This window comes from Hankyongella ginsenosidimutans (assembly GCF_005144965.1).
GTDB classification, from domain to species: Bacteria; Pseudomonadota; Alphaproteobacteria; order Sphingomonadales; family Sphingomonadaceae; genus Hankyongella; species Hankyongella ginsenosidimutans.
In genome coordinates, this window is the sequence record NZ_CP039704.1 from 1,982,107 (window position 1) to 1,999,867 (window position 17,761).

General features: G+C 64.9%; 19 protein-coding genes, 1 tRNA gene and 6 pseudogenes. 20 read left to right on the plus strand and 6 right to left on the minus strand.

Annotation, left to right across the window (positions count from 1 at the left end; all coding sequences use genetic code 11):
* The 9 genes and pseudogenes from E6W36_RS11615 to E6W36_RS20805 all read left to right on the plus strand — a co-directional run bounded on the left by E6W36_RS11615 (position 1) and on the right by E6W36_RS20805 (position 6,082).
* Positions 1–693, plus strand: a complete 693-nt coding sequence (locus E6W36_RS11615; RefSeq protein ID WP_246047627.1) for a D-sedoheptulose-7-phosphate isomerase — start codon at positions 1–3, stop codon at positions 691–693.
* Positions 690–1,817, plus strand: a complete 1,128-nt coding sequence (hypD, locus tag E6W36_RS11620; RefSeq protein WP_222872681.1) for a hydrogenase formation protein HypD — start codon at positions 690–692, stop codon at positions 1,815–1,817. Before E6W36_RS11615 ends, hypD begins: the two co-directional genes overlap by 4 nt.
* Positions 1,814–2,941, plus strand: coding sequence for a hydrogenase expression/formation protein HypE (gene hypE, locus E6W36_RS11625; protein ID WP_246047629.1), 1,128 nt, complete (start codon positions 1,814–1,816; stop codon positions 2,939–2,941). Before hypD ends, hypE begins: the two co-directional genes overlap by 4 nt.
* Entirely contained in the window at positions 2,919–3,551 is a 633-nt protein-coding gene (locus E6W36_RS11630; protein ID WP_246047631.1) for a high frequency lysogenization protein HflD, read from the plus strand. The genes hypE and E6W36_RS11630 overlap by 23 nt, the downstream gene beginning before the upstream one ends.
* A gap of 48 nt (positions 3,552–3,599) precedes the next feature.
* Positions 3,600–3,842 (plus strand): hydrogenase/urease maturation nickel metallochaperone HypA, encoded by a 243-nt coding sequence (locus E6W36_RS11635; RefSeq protein WP_222874477.1) that lies wholly within the window; start codon positions 3,600–3,602, stop codon positions 3,840–3,842.
* Positions 3,842–4,069, plus strand: coding sequence for a hypothetical protein (locus E6W36_RS19130; protein ID WP_246047633.1), 228 nt, complete (start codon positions 3,842–3,844; stop codon positions 4,067–4,069). Before E6W36_RS11635 ends, E6W36_RS19130 begins: the two co-directional genes overlap by 1 nt.
* Before the next feature lie 201 nt (positions 4,070–4,270).
* Positions 4,271–4,717, plus strand: a complete 447-nt coding sequence (hypB, locus tag E6W36_RS11640) for a hydrogenase nickel incorporation protein HypB (RefSeq protein WP_484103589.1) — start codon at positions 4,271–4,273, stop codon at positions 4,715–4,717.
* A gap of 87 nt (positions 4,718–4,804) precedes the next feature.
* Entirely contained in the window at positions 4,805–5,506 is a 702-nt protein-coding gene (locus tag E6W36_RS20800; RefSeq protein WP_281277543.1) for a DUF3422 family protein, read from the plus strand.
* A pseudogene (locus tag E6W36_RS20805) lies at positions 5,394–6,082 on the plus strand (DUF3422 family protein). The gene E6W36_RS20800 and the pseudogene E6W36_RS20805 overlap by 113 nt, the downstream one beginning before the upstream one ends.
* Positions 6,083–6,220: 138 nt before the next feature.
* Here the strand turns inward: E6W36_RS20805 and E6W36_RS11650 are convergent.
* Positions 6,221–6,295 (minus strand) — tRNA-Asn (locus E6W36_RS11650).
* Positions 6,296–6,345: 50 nt separating this feature from the next.
* Complete coding sequence (locus tag E6W36_RS11655; RefSeq protein WP_222872682.1) at positions 6,346–6,879, minus strand: outer membrane protein assembly factor BamE; 534 nt, start codon at positions 6,877–6,879, stop codon at positions 6,346–6,348.
* Between the two features lie 139 nt (positions 6,880–7,018).
* Here E6W36_RS11655 and E6W36_RS11660 point away from each other — a divergent pair, with 139 nt between their 5' ends.
* The 9 genes and pseudogenes from E6W36_RS11660 to E6W36_RS11700 all read left to right on the plus strand — a co-directional run bounded on the left by E6W36_RS11660 (position 7,019) and on the right by E6W36_RS11700 (position 12,854).
* Positions 7,019–7,546: a ubiquinol-cytochrome C chaperone family protein gene (locus E6W36_RS11660; protein WP_222872683.1), complete on the plus strand. Its 528-nt coding sequence runs from the start codon at positions 7,019–7,021 to the stop codon at positions 7,544–7,546.
* An 8-nt stretch (positions 7,547–7,554) separates the two neighbouring features.
* Complete coding sequence (locus E6W36_RS11665) at positions 7,555–8,073, plus strand: YceD family protein (RefSeq protein WP_222872684.1); 519 nt, start codon at positions 7,555–7,557, stop codon at positions 8,071–8,073.
* 225 nt (positions 8,074–8,298) lie between these two features.
* Positions 8,299–9,141, plus strand: a complete 843-nt coding sequence (locus E6W36_RS11670) for a P63C domain-containing protein (protein WP_222872685.1) — start codon at positions 8,299–8,301, stop codon at positions 9,139–9,141.
* Positions 9,138–9,326, plus strand: coding sequence for a hypothetical protein (locus E6W36_RS11675; protein ID WP_222872686.1), 189 nt, complete (start codon positions 9,138–9,140; stop codon positions 9,324–9,326). Before E6W36_RS11670 ends, E6W36_RS11675 begins: the two co-directional genes overlap by 4 nt.
* A gap of 403 nt (positions 9,327–9,729) precedes the next feature.
* Positions 9,730–9,911: pseudogene (gene rpmF / locus E6W36_RS11680) on the plus strand (50S ribosomal protein L32).
* A gap of 24 nt (positions 9,912–9,935) precedes the next feature.
* A pseudogene (plsX, locus tag E6W36_RS11685) lies at positions 9,936–10,982 on the plus strand (phosphate acyltransferase PlsX).
* 1 nt (position 10,983) lies between these two features.
* Positions 10,984–11,955 (plus strand): beta-ketoacyl-ACP synthase III, encoded by a 972-nt coding sequence (locus E6W36_RS11690; RefSeq protein WP_222872687.1) that lies wholly within the window; start codon positions 10,984–10,986, stop codon positions 11,953–11,955.
* Between the two features lie 62 nt (positions 11,956–12,017).
* On the plus strand, positions 12,018–12,314 hold the full coding sequence (locus tag E6W36_RS11695; RefSeq protein WP_222872688.1) for an integration host factor subunit alpha: 297 nt from the start codon (positions 12,018–12,020) through the stop codon (positions 12,312–12,314).
* A gap of 81 nt (positions 12,315–12,395) precedes the next feature.
* Positions 12,396–12,854, plus strand: coding sequence for a MerR family transcriptional regulator (locus tag E6W36_RS11700; RefSeq protein ID WP_222872689.1), 459 nt, complete (start codon positions 12,396–12,398; stop codon positions 12,852–12,854).
* A 49-nt stretch (positions 12,855–12,903) separates the two neighbouring features.
* Here the strand turns inward: E6W36_RS11700 and E6W36_RS11705 are convergent, their stop codons facing one another.
* Both E6W36_RS11705 and E6W36_RS11710 read right to left on the minus strand, forming a co-directional pair.
* A complete protein-coding gene (locus E6W36_RS11705; RefSeq protein WP_222872690.1) occupies positions 12,904–13,659 on the minus strand; it encodes a DNA polymerase thumb domain-containing protein in 756 nt (251 codons plus the stop codon).
* Entirely contained in the window at positions 13,620–14,171 is a 552-nt protein-coding gene (locus E6W36_RS11710) for a Y-family DNA polymerase (protein ID WP_222872691.1), read from the minus strand. Before E6W36_RS11710 ends, E6W36_RS11705 begins: the two co-directional genes overlap by 40 nt.
* A 570-nt stretch (positions 14,172–14,741) precedes the next feature.
* Here E6W36_RS11710 and E6W36_RS11715 point away from each other — a divergent pair.
* Together E6W36_RS11715 and pth are read left to right on the plus strand one after the other, a co-directional pair.
* Positions 14,742–15,352: pseudogene (locus E6W36_RS11715) on the plus strand (50S ribosomal protein L25/general stress protein Ctc).
* A gap of 23 nt (positions 15,353–15,375) precedes the next feature.
* Entirely contained in the window at positions 15,376–15,954 is a 579-nt protein-coding gene (gene pth / locus E6W36_RS11720) for an aminoacyl-tRNA hydrolase (protein ID WP_222872692.1), read from the plus strand.
* Here the strand turns inward: pth and accC are convergent.
* Positions 15,946–17,288 (minus strand): annotated as a pseudogene (gene accC, locus E6W36_RS11725) (acetyl-CoA carboxylase biotin carboxylase subunit). The gene pth and the pseudogene accC overlap by 9 nt on opposite strands.
* Positions 17,289–17,757: pseudogene (gene accB / locus E6W36_RS23500) on the minus strand (acetyl-CoA carboxylase biotin carboxyl carrier protein).
* Positions 17,758–17,761 lie beyond the last annotated feature (4 nt).

The following is a 17,761-nucleotide window of genomic DNA, read 5'->3' on the forward strand; positions in this document are numbered from 1 at the left end:
ATGAGTGGCCCTTCACCATCGCTGAGCGCGCTCTACCCGCACATGCGCCCGCCCGGCGAGGCGCGCGCCGAACCGGTCGAGAACCTGCTCCATTCGGTGCGCGCCAAGGCGCGCGATCATCAGGACGTCTTCGCGCGCTGCTTCGCCGAACAGGCCGAAGTGCTGGTGGCGATGGCGCAGGCGCTTGCAGCCTCCTATCGCAGCGGCGGCCGCCTGCTGGCGATGGGCAATGGCGGATCGAGCTGCGACGCGGCGCATGTCACGGTCGAATTTCTCCATCCCGTCACCGCCGGGCGTCCCGCACTGAGCGCGATCAACCTTGCCGCCGACGTGGCGATGATGACGGCGGTGGGTAACGACGTCGGGCAGGAGCATATCTTCGTGCGCCCGCTCATCGCGCATGGCCGGCGCGGCGATTGCCTCGTCGGCTTCTCGACCAGCGGCAATTCGGTGAACCTGCTGCGCGCTTTCGCCAAGGCGCGTGAGATGGGCATCGCGACGCTTGGCTTTGCTGGCGGCGACGGCGGCGAGATGGCCATCATGGGGCTCGACCATCTGCTGACCGTGCCGACAAGCTCGATCCACCGGGTGCAGGAATGCCACCTTGCCGCCTACCACATCCTCTGGGACTTGACGCATACTCTGCTTGCAGCCGACCGCCGCCCGCTCGGCAAAGATGGGGCGCGGCCATGAGGTTCGTCGATGAATTCCGCGATCCGGTTCGCGCCGGCTACCTGCTGCGCGAGATCGAGGGGTTGGCGGAAACGATCATGCGCGATCGGGACCGGACGATCGTCATCATGGAGGTCTGCGGCGGCCACACCCATTCGATCTTCCGCTACGGCATCGAGAAGATGCTGCCTCGGTCAATCGAATTCGCGCATGGTCCCGGTTGCCCGGTCTGCGTGCTGCCGATGGGACGGGTCGACGATTGCGTCGCGCTTGCCGAACGGCCCGAGGTGATCTTCACCACGTTCGGCGATGCCATGCGCGTGCCCGGTTCAAGGGTGAGCCTGCTCGGCGCCAAAGCCGCTGGCGCCGACGTGCGCATGGTTTATTCGCCACTTGATGCGCTCGCACTCGCGCGCGCCAATCCTGCACGCGAAGTGGTGTTCTTCGGCCTCGGCTTCGAGACCACCATGCCATCCACCGCGCTGACGATCCTCCAGGCCCAGGCGGAGGGCATCCGCAATTTCTCGCTGTTCTGCAATCACATCACCATCATCCCCACGATCAAGGCGATCCTCGATTCGCCCGACATGCGGATCGACGGCTTCCTGGGCCCCGGCCATGTCTCGATGGTCATTGGCACCGAGCCCTATGACTTCATCGCGCGTGATTACCACCGCCCGCTGGTGGTCGCGGGCTTCGAGCCGCTCGATGTGCTGCATTCGGTCTGGATGGTGCTGAGGCAGATCGCCGAGGGCCGCGCCGAGATCGAGAACCAGTATGCCCGGATTGTGCCTGAGAAAGGCAATCCAGCCTCGCTTTCGGCGGTGACCGAGGTGTTCGAACTGCGCGAGTTCTTTGAATGGCGCGGCCTCGGCTCGATCGATCATTCGGGCGTGCGCGTCCGCGAACGCTATGCCGCGTGGGATGCCGAACGCAAGTTCGCGGTCGCCTCGCCCAGCATTCCCGATCCCAAGGCCTGCCAGTGCGGCGAAGTGCTGAAAGGTGCGATCAAGCCCTGGCAGTGCAAGCTGTTTGGTCGCGCCTGCACGCCCGAAACGCCGATGGGCGCGCTGATGGTCTCGTCCGAAGGAGCCTGCGCCGCCTATTATCAATACGGCGGCGTCGAACTGGAGCAGGTGCCATGAACGAGCAGGTTGCCCTTACCCCGCGCGTCGCGCGTCTGCGCGCCGATCGCGTCACGCTCGCTCATGGCGGCGGCGGCAAGGCGATGCGCGATCTGATCGAGGATGTATTCGTCTCCACCTTCCAGCCGGACGGTATGGAGGATCAGGCGCGGCTGCAATCGGCATTGCTGGCCGAGCCCGGCGCACAGCTCGCCTTCACCACCGACAGCTTCGTGGTCCAGCCGATCGAATTCCCCGGCGGCGACATCGGACGGATCGCGGTGTGCGGCACGGTCAACGATCTGGCCGTGGGCGGCGCCCGCCCGTTGTGGCTTTCGGCCGCCTTCATCATCGAGGAGGGCTGCGAAGTCGCGCTGCTACGGCGTGTGGTCGCCTCGATGCGCGCCGCGGCGGATGAGGCGGGTGTGCGCATCGTCACCGGCGATACCAAGGTGGTCGAGCGCGGCGCGGCAGACCGGTTGTTCGTCACCACCGCCGGGGTCGGCGTAATCCCGCCTGGCCGTATGCTTTCGGCGGAGCGGGTCCAGCCTGGCGACGTCGCGATCGTCAACGGCGTGCTCGGCGATCATGGCGCCACGATCCTGGCCGCGCGGGGCGACATGGCGCTGGAAACCGATATCGCCTCGGATTGCCGGCCGCTTGGCGACTTGATGGAAGCGGTGATCGCCGCAGCGCCTGGTGTGCGATGCGCGCGGGATGCGACGCGTGGCGGCTTGGCTTCGGCGCTCAATGAGATCGCACAGGCCTCGGCCGTCGGCATCGAGATCGAGGAGGCGACGCTGCCGCTCCGGGCCGAAGTGAAGGGCGTGTGCGAACTGCTCGGGCTCGACCCGCTATACCTCGCCAATGAGGGGCCCTGGTGCTGTTCGTTCCCGAAAGCGAAGCGCGGGCGGCGCTTGCCGCGATGCGCGCCACACCGGCTGGACGGGAGGCGGCGATCATCGGCCGCGCGGTCGAATCGCGCCATGCCCGCGTGGTCATGCGCAGCCATTTCGGGGCAGCCGAATCGTCGACATGCTGGTCGGCGAACAACTTCCGCGCATCTGCTGAAGGAAAAGAGGCCATGCAGCTCCCCTGATCGCGCTCGGATTTCTCGCCGGAATGGGGCATGCGCTCGAACCTGACCACCTCGCCGCGGTCGGCTCGATGGCGACCGGCAAGAGTTCGCGCGGCGCACTGGTGCTGCGCGGCGCTGCCTGGGGAATGGGACACACGATCACTTTGTTCGTCATCTGCACGGCGGTGATCCTGTTCGGCATGATGCTCACGCAGCGCATGGCAGCGACGATGGAAAGCGCCGTCGGCGTGATGCTGGTGCTCTTGGGTGGCGAAGTGCTCTGGCGCATGCGCCGCGCGCGCGTGCATTTCCATGTCCACCAGCACGCCGATGGTGAACGCCACTTCCATGCGCACAGCCATCTGGGCGAGCAGACGCCGCACGACGCGCGCCGTCACAAGCACACGCACCGTCGCCGGGCGCTGCCGATGAAGGCGCTGCTCGTCGGGCTGGTGCATGGCGCCGCTGGATCGAGCGCGTTGGTGGTGCTTGCCGTCGCCACGGTGCCTAACCCGTGGCTGGCAAGCTTCTATGTGCTACTGTTCGGGCTCGGTTCTATGGCGGGCATGGCCTCGCTCAGCCTCGTCGCCTCATGGCCGCTCGGCGCGGCGGAGCGCTTCGCGACGCGACTCCATCAGGGGCTCAGCGCCGCAGTTGCGCTTTTGCGATCACATTAGGCGCGCATTCGCTCGTGGTGAATATGCCCGTGGCTTGGGAGGCGCCTGATGCACGAACTTGGCCTTGCGCGGAACATCGTCGGCATCGTTGGCGATCATGCCCGTGGACGGCGGGTTTCGCGGGTACGGCTTGTGGTCGGGCCGCACGCCTGCGTCGAGGAAGAGGCGGTCCGCTTCTGCTTCGACGTGGTCAGCGAGCAGACGGTGCTGGCCGGCGCGCGGCTGGAATTCCTGCCCGGCGAGGGCGATGCCTTTGTGATCAAGGATTTCGATATGGAGGAGATGGTCTGATGTGCGGCACCTGCGGATGTTCCGACCCGGCCAATGAAGTGAGCATGCTCGATCCAGACACTGGCGTGAAGACGCTCCTGCGGGCGGCCACGATCATCATCATGAGCACGCGCACGACCATGGCCACCACCATCATGAGCACGCACACGACCATGGCCACCACCATCATGAGCACCATCATCATGACCATGGCCACAGCCACGATCATCATGGCATGGAGCGCGTAACGCTCGAAACGGCGGTTCTGGCCAAGAACGACTTGCAGGCCGCGCGCAATCGCGGCTGGTTCGAGGGGCGCGGCGTCGTCGCCCTCAATCTCGTCAGTTCGCCGGGCGCAGGCAAGACGACCCTGCTCGAGGCGACGATCCGCGCGCTGGCGGGCAAGATTGCGATCAGCGTGATCGAAGGCGATCAGCAGACCGCCAACGATGCCGCGCGCATTCGCGATGCAGGTGCTCGCGCGATCCAGATCAACACGGGCCGGCTGCCACCTCGAAGCCGACATGGTGGCGCGGGCAGCGGCGAACCTCGCGCCCGCGCCGGGCTCGATCCTGATGATCGAAAATGTCGGCAATCTCGTCTGCCCGGCCATGTTCGATCTTGGCGAGCGCATGAAGGTGGCGGTGATCTCGACGCCGGAAGGCGAGGACAAGCCGCTCAAATACCCTCACATGTTTCGTGCGGCAGGGCTCGTTCTGATCAACAAGATCGACCTTGCGCCGCATGTCGGATTCGATGAGGCGGCATGTCGCGCGGCGATTGGCTCGGTCAATCCCGAAGCCAGGATTCTCACCGTTTCCGCCCGGACAGGCGAAGGTATGTCCGCCTGGCTCGATTTTCTATCCGAGCAGATATCCCAGACCGTCGAGGCTTAGTCTGTGCAGACGGAGCCTGCGTCCGATGGTGCGCGGGCTGGGATGACGCTACGCGAGCATCCTCTCCGTCGCGAGATTGTCCGCGAGATGCATCTGCGCCGTTGGCCACCGCTGTCCGCGCCGGCGCTTGTCGTGCAGATCTTGCGGGCTGCTTCGCCCAGCGATCACGAACGCGAGCAAACGGCGCTCGCCGCGCTGCCGCCGGGCTGGGAACTCGCGCCTTCGGACAATGGCCGGCACCTTTCCGGGACGGCCGGCGACGGGGTTCATCTGGTGTGGGAACGGCACAGCGAAGCGACCTCGATCACGCTATTCCGGTTCGATCCTCCAGCGGCGGCAATGCGTGACTTGCAGGCCGATCCCGTGCTGGTCCAGGCGTTGATCTGGGCTGTGGACCTGCCCGGCGACGTGATCCGGGCAACGCGGATCGTGGTCCTGCCCAGCGTGGCCGCGGCTGAGAACATGCTTCCCAGCCTCGATTTTGCGGACTCCGATCTTGTCAGTTGTCTCATCGGTGATGCCGGAGGCGCCGAACCAGAGGATCGAGCAAGAATCTGGTCCGACTTTCGGATCGGCCCCGATGGCTTCGGTCGCCTGCTGATCGCGGTCAATGGTTTGACCGGAGGATTTGTCCCGGCTTATCCAGCGCTTGCAGGAACTGGGAAATTACCGGAATTTGGCGCTTCTCGGTTTACCGGTCGCCCAAACCAACTGGGGTGCGCTCGATCAGATCGAGCGGGATCTGGACGCGCTGTCGAAGGACGTCATGCTGCCGGATGTCAGCGATGAGCGCCTGCTCGAGCGGGCAGCCGCGCTTTCGCTCAGCCTGATGGCGATATCGACCGGCGCCAGTTTTCGGATGAGCGCGACCGCAGCCTATGCCCGCCTGGTCGAGGAACGCCTGATCGATTTGCAGCCCCAGCGGATTCCTGGCTATCCCAGCCTCAACGACTTCACGCAGCGGCGCTTTCTGCCGGCGGTACGGACTTGCGCCTCGCATGTCGAGCGCGAGGCGCAGCTTTCGATGCGTGCGCATCGTTTCGTTTCACTGCTCCGCGCCCGCATAGAGACTCGGATCGAAGATCAGAATGCGCAGCTACTGAAATCGATGGAGAGTTCCGCGGGTCTGCAATTGCGTCTGCAGCAATTGGTCGAGGGTTTTCCATCTTTGCCCTCAGCTATTATGCCCTGGGTTTGGTCGCGCATGTTCTGGAAGGCCTTGCCGTGATTGACCCGAGGCTGTCCAAGCCTTGGATCCCGGCCGTTCTGACTCCGATCATCGTCCTTGGCATCTGGTGGACGATTCATCATTTCAAGCGGCGCGTGCTGGACAGCCAAGGCCATCACAGATCAACGAGACCTTGATCGTTTCAGATCGATCCAATCTGAAATGATCAAACTCCAGAGAAAGGGATGTGCCAGACAGCCCTGCCTTTGGCACTCGAGCGTATCGGACCGGGTGCGTTGACACAGGTGGAGTTCGGAACCGCCGCGGCGGGACGGTGGCTCCCCGGGCAGGATTCGAACCTGCGACCGTCCGATTAACAGTCGGATGCTCTACCGCTGAGCTACCGAGGAATGACCATGCCGTCCCGTGCGGGCTTGCCCTGACGTGGGGCAGGTGGGCGCTATATCAGCCTCGTACGGCGCTGCCAACCGAATAGTTGGTGAATGGGGCCGCAAAAACCGGGGTCAGCCGCCCTAGTTTTCTTCGCGCCCTGTGCCTCCGGGCTGGCGCCGAAGCGGCCGATGCTGCCCAGCAGTTGCTCCCAGAAGCCGAACTGGCGCCCGCGTGTCGGCGTGGCACCGCCCGCGGGATTGACCCTCACCACCTGGTCGATGCCCAGCCGGCCGATCGCCGACACATTGCCCTTGTCGTCGAAATCGACCTTGATGACGTCGTGTTTGGTCGGCTTCGGCCACAGGAAAGCGAGCTGGCTGGTCTTCTCGGAAACATAATACCAGGTGTTGCCGTTGAAGTCGGACTGTACGGAGGGGTTGCCCAGGGTCTTGGCGACCGACTGCTTGTTGTCGACGCCGGGCTTGATCTCCTGGGTCAACTCGTTGTCGGCGACATAGCCCTTGACGTCCTTGATGCGGGTGCAGCCGGCCGTCGTCAGCAGCAGGATCGATAGGGCAAGGATCGTAGGCTTGAATATCACGGAAGGTTCCTGCGGCTGTCTCTGGTCGTGGCGCACGGCGCGCGCTATGGAGCACGTCTATGCGTGATTATCGAGGTCCTGCCGAGGCTGCAAGCCAGGTCTCGCCCAGCCGACCCCGCGGCGGGGCTGGCTGCACCGAATGCTGGGCCACCTGAAAGCGCCGCCGCCGCCGCCGCGCCCGGCGGAAACGCTCTATGCGGCCTGCACTGCGCTGGCCCGCGAGCCCGTGCTGTTCCGGGATGGCGGCGTGCCGGATACGCTTGATGGCCGCTTCGATGCGCTGGCGCTGGCGGTCTCGCTCGCTGCGCTGCGGCTCGATGCGGCTGAGGACCTGCCGCAACCGGTGCGTACCGGCTGGCAGACTGCGCTGGTCGAGCGGCTGATCGACGATATGGACCGCACGCTGCGTGAGATCGGCGTCGGCGACATGAACGTCGGCAAGCAGGTGCGTGCCATGGCGGCGGCGTTTTCCGGCCGGCATCTGGCCTATCGTGCCGCGCTGCTCGCCGACGACCCGGTGGCGTTGAACGAGGCGCTGGCGCGCAACCTCTATCGCGGTGCGCCGCCCGCGGTGGAGCAGCAGGCGGCTGTTGCCGGCTGGATCGCCGCGATGCGCGCGCGGCTTGCGGCATGCGCCACGCAGGACCTTCTGGAGGGACGGCTATGACCCACGCCTTGACGACCGTGCTCAAGCTCGACGAACTCTCGCCCGCCGGCCTGGCGCTGACTCTGGTGCCGACTCCGGACGAGCAGGCCGCGCTTGCCGAGCGCTTCGGCCTGCTGGAACCGCCAGAGTTGCACGCGGAGCTGACGGTGCGCACGGAAGGGGAGGATGTACGCGTCTTCGGGCGCTTGCGTGCCCATGCCGTGCAGGCCTGCGTCCTCTCCGGCGCGCCGGTGCCCGAGGATATCGAGGAGGCGATCGATACGTTGTACCGCCGCTTGCCCGCGAACGATCCGCATGCCGAGATTGAGCTCAGCGAGGACGACCTTGACATCGAGCCGCTGGCCGGCGGACAGATCGACCTCGGCGAACTGGTCGCGCAGTGCTTCGGCGTCGCGCTGAACCCCTATCCGCATGCGTCCGGCGACGCGGTGGCCGAGGCGCGGCGCTTCGTGAGCGACGAGGAGGCGGAGGCGATACGCCGAAACCCGTTTGCTGTGCTGAAACAGGCGCACGATCTCGGGGAATAAAGGCGCAATCGCACGGGAAATCGGTGGAAACCGTCAGTCGTGTCTCAGTTTGAAAATTCGCTCGTGGTGAGCCGGACGAACCACGAGCCGCTCAGCCCTTCGTCGAGCTCTGAGTGAGCGGCATGAGTTCAAACTGAGACACTACCCGACATTTGAACCCCTGCTTGCAAAAATAACTCAGCAAGCATATGCTTGCAGTAGAAATTCAGCAAGCAAGGATTCGATGTGTCCGATAAGCTGCCTCAATCAATGGGCGGAGAAGCTCGCGCTCTAAGCCTCACACCGAGCGAACGGAGCGCGATCGCGCGAAAGGCCGCGTTGGCGCGTCACAACAAAGACCTGCCGAAAGCGATCGCAGAAGGCGAACTGTTAATCGGGAGCGTTGTTCTGTCGTGCGCTGTGCTCGACGATGAGCACAACACGCGCGTTTTGACGCAGAACGCATTTCTAAAGGCGATTGGGCGTCACCCTTTCGCGTCGGGCGGCACTGGATCAGCGATCGACGAAACAGCACCTTTTCTGCGCGCAAGCAACCTAAAACCCTTTATTTCCGATGACTTAGTGCGATCAACAACTCCTGTGCGATATTTGCCGCGAAACCCTACGGCCGGTGCGGGTGGTATCGGGTTCGGCTACTCCGCGACGCTGTTGCCGGAAGTGTGCTGGGTTTATCAGGATGCCTTGTTGGCGGGGAAGTTGCTCAAGGGCCAACTCCATATCGGGGAAGCGGCACGGACCTTCCTCAAGGCACTGACGAACCACGCGATCGAGGACCTGGTTGATGAAGCTACGGGCTTTGCAGACCAAAAGAAGCGGCGCGCGCTCGATCGCATTATCGAGAAATATGTTCGCAAAGATGCCCAGAAGTGGGCGTTGATGTTCGATATAGAATTTTACCGCCAGATTTATCGGTTGAACGGTTGGCCGTTCGACCCGGCGAAAACGGCAAGGCCGGGCGTCATTGGAAAATGGACCAACGACATTTATGATCGGCTAGCGCCGGGCGTCCGGCCCGAGCTGCAACGCCGGGTCCGTCGCAATGCTAAAGGCAAGGCGACGCAAAAATGACGCAATATCTGACCGACGATGACGGAAAGCCGGAGATGAAGCGGCTTCTCGAAGGCGTGATCGTCGCCATGAAGCTGTCAACCGATTGGGACGACTTCAAGGTGAAGCTAGACCAGCTTTACCCCAAGTTTGGTTCGACGCTGCAACTGCCCTTCGACCCTGTTAAGTCTCTTCCTGCTCGTTAACCCACCGCTTAGCCGCCGCCTTCTGTGCGATCTCTTTGCGCGGCTCCGGCGTCATGTTCTCCACGCGCCTTTACCAGCAAGCTTCCCAAGTTGGGTGGCAGCACTGTACGCGCCTTCGCGCTAGTCCTCAATCTCGCCAGTCGCGATCTTGCCAATCATCACCGCCAAGTCGATCGCATCGGTGGGGGCTTCTCTCCATTTGGGCCTTTAGGCATGGTTCTTTCCATCCCGCATACCGCTAAACATAGAGCAAGCGGTTGCCGGATGCGACCAGCAAACCGTCAAAATTCAAATTGACCCACTGCCCATCCGTCAGCGCACTTGAATTGAGGGCGCGAATCGCTATTGTCGCGCGCTTGTTCAAAGGTCCCGCCCTTTTGGCGCGGTAACGATCGAGACTCCAATGGCAGTTCCTAAGAGAAAACCTCTCCGTCGCGCCGGAATATGCGCCGCAGCCACCACGCCCTGAAGCCGACCGGCTTTCAGGAATGCTCCAACTGTGGTGAGCTGAAGCTACCGCACCATGTGTGCAGCGCCTGCGGTCATTACGACGGGCGCGAAGTCATCGACGTCGGCGCCGCCTAAGCGCGCGCGCCCCGGCAACGCGCCATGGCCGACCCCATCATACTTGCGCTGGACGCCATGGGGAGACTTCGGGCCGGCGGTGACCATCGCCGGCGCGGAGATCGCCCGTGTGCGCGCGCCCCAGGCCAGTTTCCGGCTCTATGGACAGGAAGCGCAGATCGACGAGGCCTTGAAGCCGTATCCGAAGCTGCGTGCCGTCAGCACCATCATCCACACCGACGAGGTGGTCGGGAGCGGCGACAAACCAAGCCAGGCGTTGCGCCGCGGCCGTAGTTCCTCGATGGGTCTGGCGATCGAGGCGGTAAAGAGCGGAGAAGCGTCCGCGGCCGTCTCTGCTGGCAATACCGGCGCGCTGATGGCGATGGCGAAGGTCCGTCTCGGCGCGCGCGAGGGCATCGACCGCCCGGCGCTGGTCGCGGTGATCCCGACCGCCAAGTCCGAGTCCGTGATGCTCGATCTCGGTGCGAATACCGAGTGCGACACGGAGAATCTCGTGCAGTTCGCCATCATGGCGCCGCCTTCGCCCGCACGGTGCTGGGCCTGAAGCGCCCGCGCGTGGCGTTGCTCAACATCGGCGTCGAGGACATGAAGGGCACCGAGAGCCTGCGCGAAGCGGCAGCACGGCTGCGCGACGCAGACCTGCCGATGGCGTTCGAGGGCTTCATCGAAGGCGACAAGATCGGTGCCGGCGAGATCGACGTGATCGTGACCGACGGCTTTACCGGCAATGTCGCGCTCAAGACCGCCGAAGGGACGGCGCGCCTGGTCTCCGGCCTGCTCCGCAAGGCGCTGACGCAGTCGATCTGGACCCGCGCCGGCTACTTCCTGGCACGGGGCGGCCTGCGGGCGCTGCGGGCGCACCTGGACCCCAACAACCACAATGGCGCGGTGTTCCTCGGCCTGAACGGCATCGTCGTCAAAAGCCACGGCGGCGCCAACGCCGCGGGCATGGCGGCGGCGATCGGTCTGGCCATCGAACTGCTGGCGGACGACATCACCCGGCGGATCGAGGCGGACCTGAATGCGCTCGGCGCGGCTGGCGCGCAGCCGGATGTTTCTGTAGCAGGCTGACATGACCCTCCGCAGCATCATCATCGGCACCGGCAGCTACCTGCCTGCGAAAGTGCTTGCCAACGATGAGCTGGCGCACAGGGTCGACACATCCGACGAGTGGATCGTCGAGCGCACCGGCATCCGGCAACGGCATATCGCTGCCGAGGGCGAATTTACCTCGCATCTCGGCCACAGGGCCGCCGAGGCGGCGCTGGCAGCGGCGGGCGTGGCCGCAGACGACATTGACCTGATCATTGTCGCGACCGCCACCCCGGATCAGACCTTCCCTTCGACCGCGACCCGTATCCAGGCCAGCCTCGGGATCACTCGCGGCGCCGCCTTCGACGTGCAGGCGGTCTGCTCCGGCTTCGTCTATGCGCTGTCCGTCGCCGACAGCATGATCCGCGCCGGGCAGGCGCGCATGGCGCTGGTGATCGGGGCGGAGACCTTCTCCCGCATTCTGGACTGGGAGGACCGCACAACCTGCGTCCTGTTCGGGGACGGTGCCGGCGCGGTGGTGGTTCGGGCCTCGACTCCCGACGATCAACCCGACCGCGGCATTCTCGCCTGCCGCCTGCGCTCGGATGGTCGCTACAACGATCTGCTCTACGTCGATGGCGGGCCATCAACGTCGCGCGCCACCGGCTATGTGCGCATGCTGGGCCGGGAAGTGTTTCGGCATGCTGTCGAAAACCTGTCGTCCATCATGGCCGAGACTGTGGCCGCCGCCGGCCTGACGACGCGCGATGTCGATTGGGTGGTGCCGCACCAGGCCAACAAGCGCATCCTAGACGCGACGGCGCGCAAGCTGGACCTTGACCCGGCACGCGTCGTGGTGACCGTTGATCGGCATGCGAACACCTCTGCCGCCTCGATCCCGCTCGCTCTGGATGAAGCGGTGCGTGATGGTCGCGTGCAACAGGGCCAGGTCGTCCTGCTCGAAGCGATGGGTGGCGGCTTTACTTGGGGCGCGATTGCTTTACGGTGGTAATGGCCACGACCACAGACAGTTAGCTCCCGCGAGGGCAATTGTCATGGATGAGGAGTATGGCCATGGGGAAGACAGTTACGCGGGCGGACCTCAGTGAAGCGGTGTATCAGCAGGTCGGCCTTTCGCACGCCGAGTCGGCGCTGCTGGTGGAAGCGGTTCTGGACATGATCGGCGAGGCGCTGGTCGCCGGCGAGAATGTGAAAATCTCTTCTTTCGGAACCTTCGTGGTTCGCCAGAAGGGCGGGCGCATCGGCCGCAATCCCAAGACCGGGGAAGAGGTGCCGATCGATCCGCGCAAGACCTTGACCTTCCGCGCCAGCCAGGTTCTGCGGGACCGGATTATCGCCGCTGGTGGTTGAGGCAGGCGCACGCGCCGCGCCCCTGATCCAGCGGTTCGGGTCCGAGGGTGTTTGAGTTCTGGCATCGCCATGTGGGGAGCGATGAAGTCGCCGGAAGCATATAAAACCATCTCCGAGGTTTCGGAACTGATCGGGGTGCCGCAGCATGTCCTGCGGTTCTGGGAAACCAAGTTCGCGGGCATCCGGCCGCTCAAGCGCGGCGGCAACCGGCGCTATTATCGGCCGGAAGATCTGCGCCTGCTGCGGATCGTCAACCATCTGCTCTACACGGAAGGCTACACCATCCGCGGCGTGCAGAAGCTCCTGCGCGAAAAGGGCGCTGGCAGCGTGCTCAGCGGGCTTGATGGCGCAGCGCCTGAAGAGGCGCTCGATGCGCCGCCTTCGACGCCCGACGCCGCGGCTGTGCCGGACCTCGTCGCGCCGCAGCCTCCGGAGCAGGGCGAACCCACGGTCGCCCTTGCGTCCCTGACGCTCGATGCGCCGGCCATCGCGCGGCTGCAGGCCTTGCGGCAGGAACTGGCGCGGGTGCTGGCTGCCTGACGCACGGTCGTTGCGCCAATGGGTGCTGACGCCAACCGGCCACCAGGCCCTATTCCCGGAATTCCTGGAGATCGGGGATGCGGGTGAAGGCGATCCGGGTGCCGGAAAAGCGCTGCCCGTGCCGCGGCAGCATGCCGAGCAACACCGTGTCGCGGCCGAAGCGCTGGTTGAGCTGATCCATGGCGCGGGAAATCCTCTCGGACTTGAGTCGTGAGCTGCGCCCGGCATCGCACGGCTGGTCGAACAGGTCGGGTGCCACGCTGTCGGCCGGCTGCAGGTCATAGAGCGTCACCGCCACCTTCTTGATCGGCAGGGTCGGGCGCGGCGCGATGCAGCGCGCCCACATTCCATCCAGCAAGTCGAGGAAGGTACGGCTGTCCTGCGCGCGCCAGCAACTGGTATGATCGTCGACGCGCAGGCCGCACTCCAGCCGGGCGGAGAAGCTCATGGCACCGGCGTAATAGTCCATGCGGCGCAGGCGGCTGGCGGCTTTCAGCGTCAATCGGCGGGCGATGTGGATCGCCTGGTCAGGCGGGCGGAACTCCGGCGCCATGACATGGCTGTGACCGACCGTACGCCGCGCGGTCTCGATTTCCGGCAGGTCGGCCCCGCGCAACAGCTGCCACATGCGCTCGCCCCAGATGTTGCCCCAGACTTCGTGCAGGCGGCGCGCATCCTGGGCGAGCAGGGTTTTCATGTCGGCAATGCCAGCCCGCAGCAGCCGCTTCTCCATGCTGGCACCGATGCCGGGCAGATCGCGCAGTGTCAGTCCGAACAGCCGGTGCGGCAGGTCCGAAGGGTGCAAAGGGTCAGGCCGTCCGGCTTCTGCAGGTCGGTCGCCACCTTGGCGAGGTAACGATTGGGCGCGATGCCGATCGAGCAGCGCACATATTCGCCGACATTGGCTGCCAGACCGCGCTTGATCGACCGGGCGATGCCGATGGCGACGTCCGCCGGTGCTTCATTGTCCATCAGGCGACAGGCGGCCTCGTCGATCGAGCAGACGGCGGTCACCGGGATGTGGCGTTCGATCTCGGCGAGCGCGCGGTGGTGATAATCCACGTAGAGATCGTGGCGTGCGGGGACGCAGATCAAGCCGGGACACATGCGCTTGGCGTCCCGGATCATGGTGCCGGTGCGCACGCCGTAGGCCTTGGCCTCGTAACTGGCGGCGATGGCGCTGGTGAAATCCGTGTCGACCGGCACCACCGCCACCGGCCGGCCACGCAGGCGCGGCTGCTCCTGCTGCTCGACGCTGGCGAAGTAGCTGTTGAAATCGACGTAAAGCCAGCGCAGGCCGGATGGCGGCGGAGTCATGGCGCACCTTGCGTTCGGGTGGAGCGACTCGCTTTGTACCACATTTGTTCTAAAATGGAAACGTCTGCATGACCGTTCGCGCCGGTATGACCGGGCGGCGCGGTGCACGGCTCACGCGAGGCACGCCAGGACTGTAAAGCATGCAAAACAATGACGGCCCCGGGAAACGCTGGGTCGGGCAAAAAGCCCGGCCACGAGGGCCGGGCTATTGGGGAAAGTCAAAAAGGTGGTCAGTAAAAGCAGCAAACCACGCGAGGTTGGTCTTCCGCCTTGGAATGACTGCTCCATAGTCCATTTATGTTACGGCTTGACGACAGTTTCACGAATGCAGCGTTAACCCTGCTGCACGGCGAGCACGGCAGGCGCCACGCCGCACGCTCTGAGCTGGACGAAGGATTGAGCGGCTCGTGGTTCTGTCCAAGCTCACCACGAGTGGTTTATTGAAAATGACCCACTACCCGCACGCCAGAGACATTGCATTTCTGTCCCGGTTCCGCTAAGCCCTCGCGCTTCGTCGCGCGGCGCATCCCTGGAGGTCCGCGGGCGAGTGACATTATTTTGGAGATGACCATGAGCGAGATGCTGTCGCTAGACGCACAGCCGCGCGACCGGGCAGGCAAGGGAGCCTCCCGCGGCGTTCGGCGCACCGGATGGGTGCCGGCCGTGATTTACGGCGCAAAGCAGACCCCGGTGATGATTTCGGTGGAAGAGAAGGTGCTGGTGAAGATGCTCCAGAAAGGGCACTTCATGAACTCGGTCGTCGAGGTGACGGTCGACGGCGCCAAGCGCACGCTCCCGCGCGACGTCCAGTTCCACCCGGTGACCGACCGGCCGATCCACGTCGATTTCCTGCGCCTGGCGGCGGACAGCAAGGTGACGGTGATGGTGCCGGTGCGCTTCGTCGACGAAAGCGACAGCCCGGCACTGAAGGCCGGCGGCGTGCTGAACATCGTGCGTCACGAAGTCGAACTGCTCGCCCCAGCGATCAGATCCCGGACGAACTGGTGATCTCGTGCAAGGGGCTGACGATCGGCGACTCGGTCCATATTTCGGCCGTTACCTTGCCGGCTGGCTGCGAGCCGACCATCAAGGACCGCGACTTCACCATCGCGACCGTCGTCGCGCCGTCGGGCATGCGTTCGGAAGCGGATGCCGCCGCGGCCGAAGACGAAAAGAAGTAAGGCGTTCGCGCCCCCGCCAGCCGGTGGGGCGCCGCCTGCGCGCCATGCTCATCTGGGTCGGCCTTGGCAACCCCGGCGCACAATACGCCGGCCACCGCCACAACATCGGCTTCATGGCGCTGGATCGCATCGCCGACCGGCACGGCTTCTCGCCCTGGCGCACGCGGTTTCAGGGCCTGGCCTGCGAGGGCCATGTCGAGGGTGCCAAGCTGCTGCTGCTCGCCGCAGACCTACATGAACGAAAGCGGCCGTTCGGTCGGCGAGGCGCTGCGTTTTTCAAGGCGGGCGTCGACCAGCTCTGCGTGTTCCATGACGAACTGGACCTGGCGGCCGGCAAGCTGAAGCTGAAGATCGGCGGTGGTGCTGCCGGCCACAACGGCTTGCGTTCCATCGACGCCCACTGCGGCCAGAATTACCGGCGCGTTCGGCTCGGCATCGGCCATCCCGGCCACAAGGACCGGGTGACCGGCCATGTGCTTGGCAATTTCAGCAAGGCCGATGCCGACTGGCTCGAGCCGTTGCTGGACGCCCTTGCCGCAGAGGCCGGCTGGCTTGCCAAGGGGATGACGCCCGTTTTGCCACTGCAGTGGCGCTCAGGCTGACCCCGCCAGCCAGCGCTCCAGCCACTTGATCGAATACTCCCCGGCGCGGAACTCCGGTGCCTCCAGCAGCGCCTGGTGCAGCGGAATCGTCGTGGTGACGCCGCCGACCACCATCTCGTCGAGCGCGCGCTTCAGGCGCATCAGGCACGCCTCACGGTCAGCCGCATGCACAATCAGCTTGGCGACCATGCTGTCGTAGTTGGACGGGATGCGATAGCCGGCATAGAGCGCCGAGTCGATCCGTACGCCCGGGCCGCCGGGCACATGGAAGGTCGACACCGAACCGGGTGCCGGCGCGAAGGTGCGCGGGTCCTCGGCATTGATCCGGCATTCGATGGCGTGACCAGTGAAGGTCACATCATCCTGCGTGACCGAAAGTTTCTCGCCGGATGCAACGAGGATCTGCTCGCGAACGAGGTCGATGCCGGTGATCATCTCGGTCACCGGGTGTTCGACCTGCAGGCGGGTGTTCATCTCGATGAAATAAAACTCGCCGTTCTCATAGAGAAATTCCATGGTCCCAGCGCCGACGTAGCCCATGCCGGCGACAGCCGCACGCACGCGCTCGCCCATGGTCGCGCGCTGGTCGGGTGTCAGGGCAGGGACAGCGCTTCCTCCAGCACCTTCTGGTGGCGGCGCTGCAGCGAGCAGTCGCGCTCGCCCAGGTGAACGGCGTTGCCGTGGCGATCCCCGAACACCTGGAACTCGATGTGGCGCGGCTCGCTCAGATATTTCTCGATGTAGACGGTCGCGTCGCCGAACGCCGCCTTGGCCTCGGCGCGTGCCTGCGCGATCAGGCTTTCCAGCGCGTCTTCGTCCGGCACCACTTTCATGCCGCGCCCGCCGCCGCCGGAGGCCGCCTTGACCAGCACGGGGTAGCCGATGGTCGCTGCGACCGCGCGGGCTTCCTCAAGCGTCTCGACCGGTCCGTCGGAGCCGGGCACCAGCGGCAGGCCGAGCTTGGCGGCGGTGCGCTTCGCCTCCACCTTGTCGCCCATGGTGCGGATATGCTCGGGGTTCGGGCCGATCCAGGTGATGCCGTGGTCGATCACGATCTCGGCGAACTTGGCGTTTTCCGACAGGAAGCCGTAGCCGGGGTGGATGGCGTCCGCATGGCTGATCTCGGCGGCGGCCATGATCGACGGAATATTGAGGTAGGACTGCGCGGCCGACGGCGGCCCGATGCAGATCGCGGTATCGGCCATGCGCACATGCATGGCGTCTGCGTCCGCGGTCGAGTGCACCGCAACGGTCTGAATGCCCATTTCCCGGGCGGCACGCTGAATCCGCAGGGCGATCTCGCCCCGGTTGGCGATGAGCAGCTTCCTGATCATCTATTCGATCACCAGCAGCGGCTCGCCGAATTCGACCGGCTGCTCGTTGGCGACCAGAATACGGGTGACGGTGCCGCCGCGCGCGGCGATCGGGTTCATCACCTTCATTGCCTCGATGATGAGCAGAGTGTCGCCTTCCTTCACCGTGCTGCCAACCGACACAAACGCCGGCTTGCCCGGCTCGTTCGAAACATAGACGGTGCCAACCATCGGCGATTTCACCAGGCCGGGGTGGCTGCCGATGTCCGGGTGGCTTCCGGGGCCGGCGCTTCGGGCAAGGCCGCAGGGGCCGCCGCAGGGCCGCAGCGGCGACCGGCGCGGTCGCCACAACCGTCATCTGGCGCGCCAGCCGGATGCGCCGCTCGCCGTCCGCGATCTCGATCTCGGTGAGGTCGGTCTCCTTCAGCAGTTCGGCAAGCTCGCGCAGTTGCGCGGTATCGACCGAAAGCGCCCGGGAGGGGATTTTGATGCCA

What these genes read in the sequence shown, in the direction of transcription:
- E6W36_RS11710 (WP_222872691.1), bottom strand. Translation starts at nt 14,171, where the DNA reads ATGACTCCGCCGCCATCCGGCCTGCGCTGGCTTTACGTCGATTTCAAC.
- E6W36_RS19130 (WP_246047633.1), top strand. Translation starts at nt 3,842, where the DNA reads ATGTGCGGCACCTGCGGATGTTCCGACCCGGCCAATGAAGTGAGCATG.
- E6W36_RS11630 (WP_246047631.1), top strand. Translation starts at nt 2,919, where the DNA reads ATGGGGCATGCGCTCGAACCTGACCACCTCGCCGCGGTCGGCTCGATG.
- hypE (WP_246047629.1), top strand. Translation starts at nt 1,814, where the DNA reads ATGAACGAGCAGGTTGCCCTTACCCCGCGCGTCGCGCGTCTGCGCGCC.
- E6W36_RS11675 (WP_222872686.1), top strand. Translation starts at nt 9,138, where the DNA reads ATGACGCAATATCTGACCGACGATGACGGAAAGCCGGAGATGAAGCGG.
- E6W36_RS11700 (WP_222872689.1), top strand. Translation starts at nt 12,396, where the DNA reads ATGAAGTCGCCGGAAGCATATAAAACCATCTCCGAGGTTTCGGAACTG.
- hypB (WP_484103589.1), top strand. Translation starts at nt 4,271, where the DNA reads ATGCCGCGCGCATTCGCGATGCAGGTGCTCGCGCGATCCAGATCAACA.
- E6W36_RS11615 (WP_246047627.1), top strand. Translation starts at nt 1, where the DNA reads ATGAGTGGCCCTTCACCATCGCTGAGCGCGCTCTACCCGCACATGCGC.
- E6W36_RS11690 (WP_222872687.1), top strand. Translation starts at nt 10,984, where the DNA reads ATGACCCTCCGCAGCATCATCATCGGCACCGGCAGCTACCTGCCTGCG.
- E6W36_RS20800 (WP_281277543.1), top strand. Translation starts at nt 4,805, where the DNA reads ATGCATCTGCGCCGTTGGCCACCGCTGTCCGCGCCGGCGCTTGTCGTG.
- E6W36_RS11635 (WP_222874477.1), top strand. Translation starts at nt 3,600, where the DNA reads ATGCACGAACTTGGCCTTGCGCGGAACATCGTCGGCATCGTTGGCGAT.
- E6W36_RS11695 (WP_222872688.1), top strand. Translation starts at nt 12,018, where the DNA reads ATGGGGAAGACAGTTACGCGGGCGGACCTCAGTGAAGCGGTGTATCAG.
- E6W36_RS11660 (WP_222872683.1), top strand. Translation starts at nt 7,019, where the DNA reads ATGCTGGGCCACCTGAAAGCGCCGCCGCCGCCGCCGCGCCCGGCGGAA.
- hypD (WP_222872681.1), top strand. Translation starts at nt 690, where the DNA reads ATGAGGTTCGTCGATGAATTCCGCGATCCGGTTCGCGCCGGCTACCTG.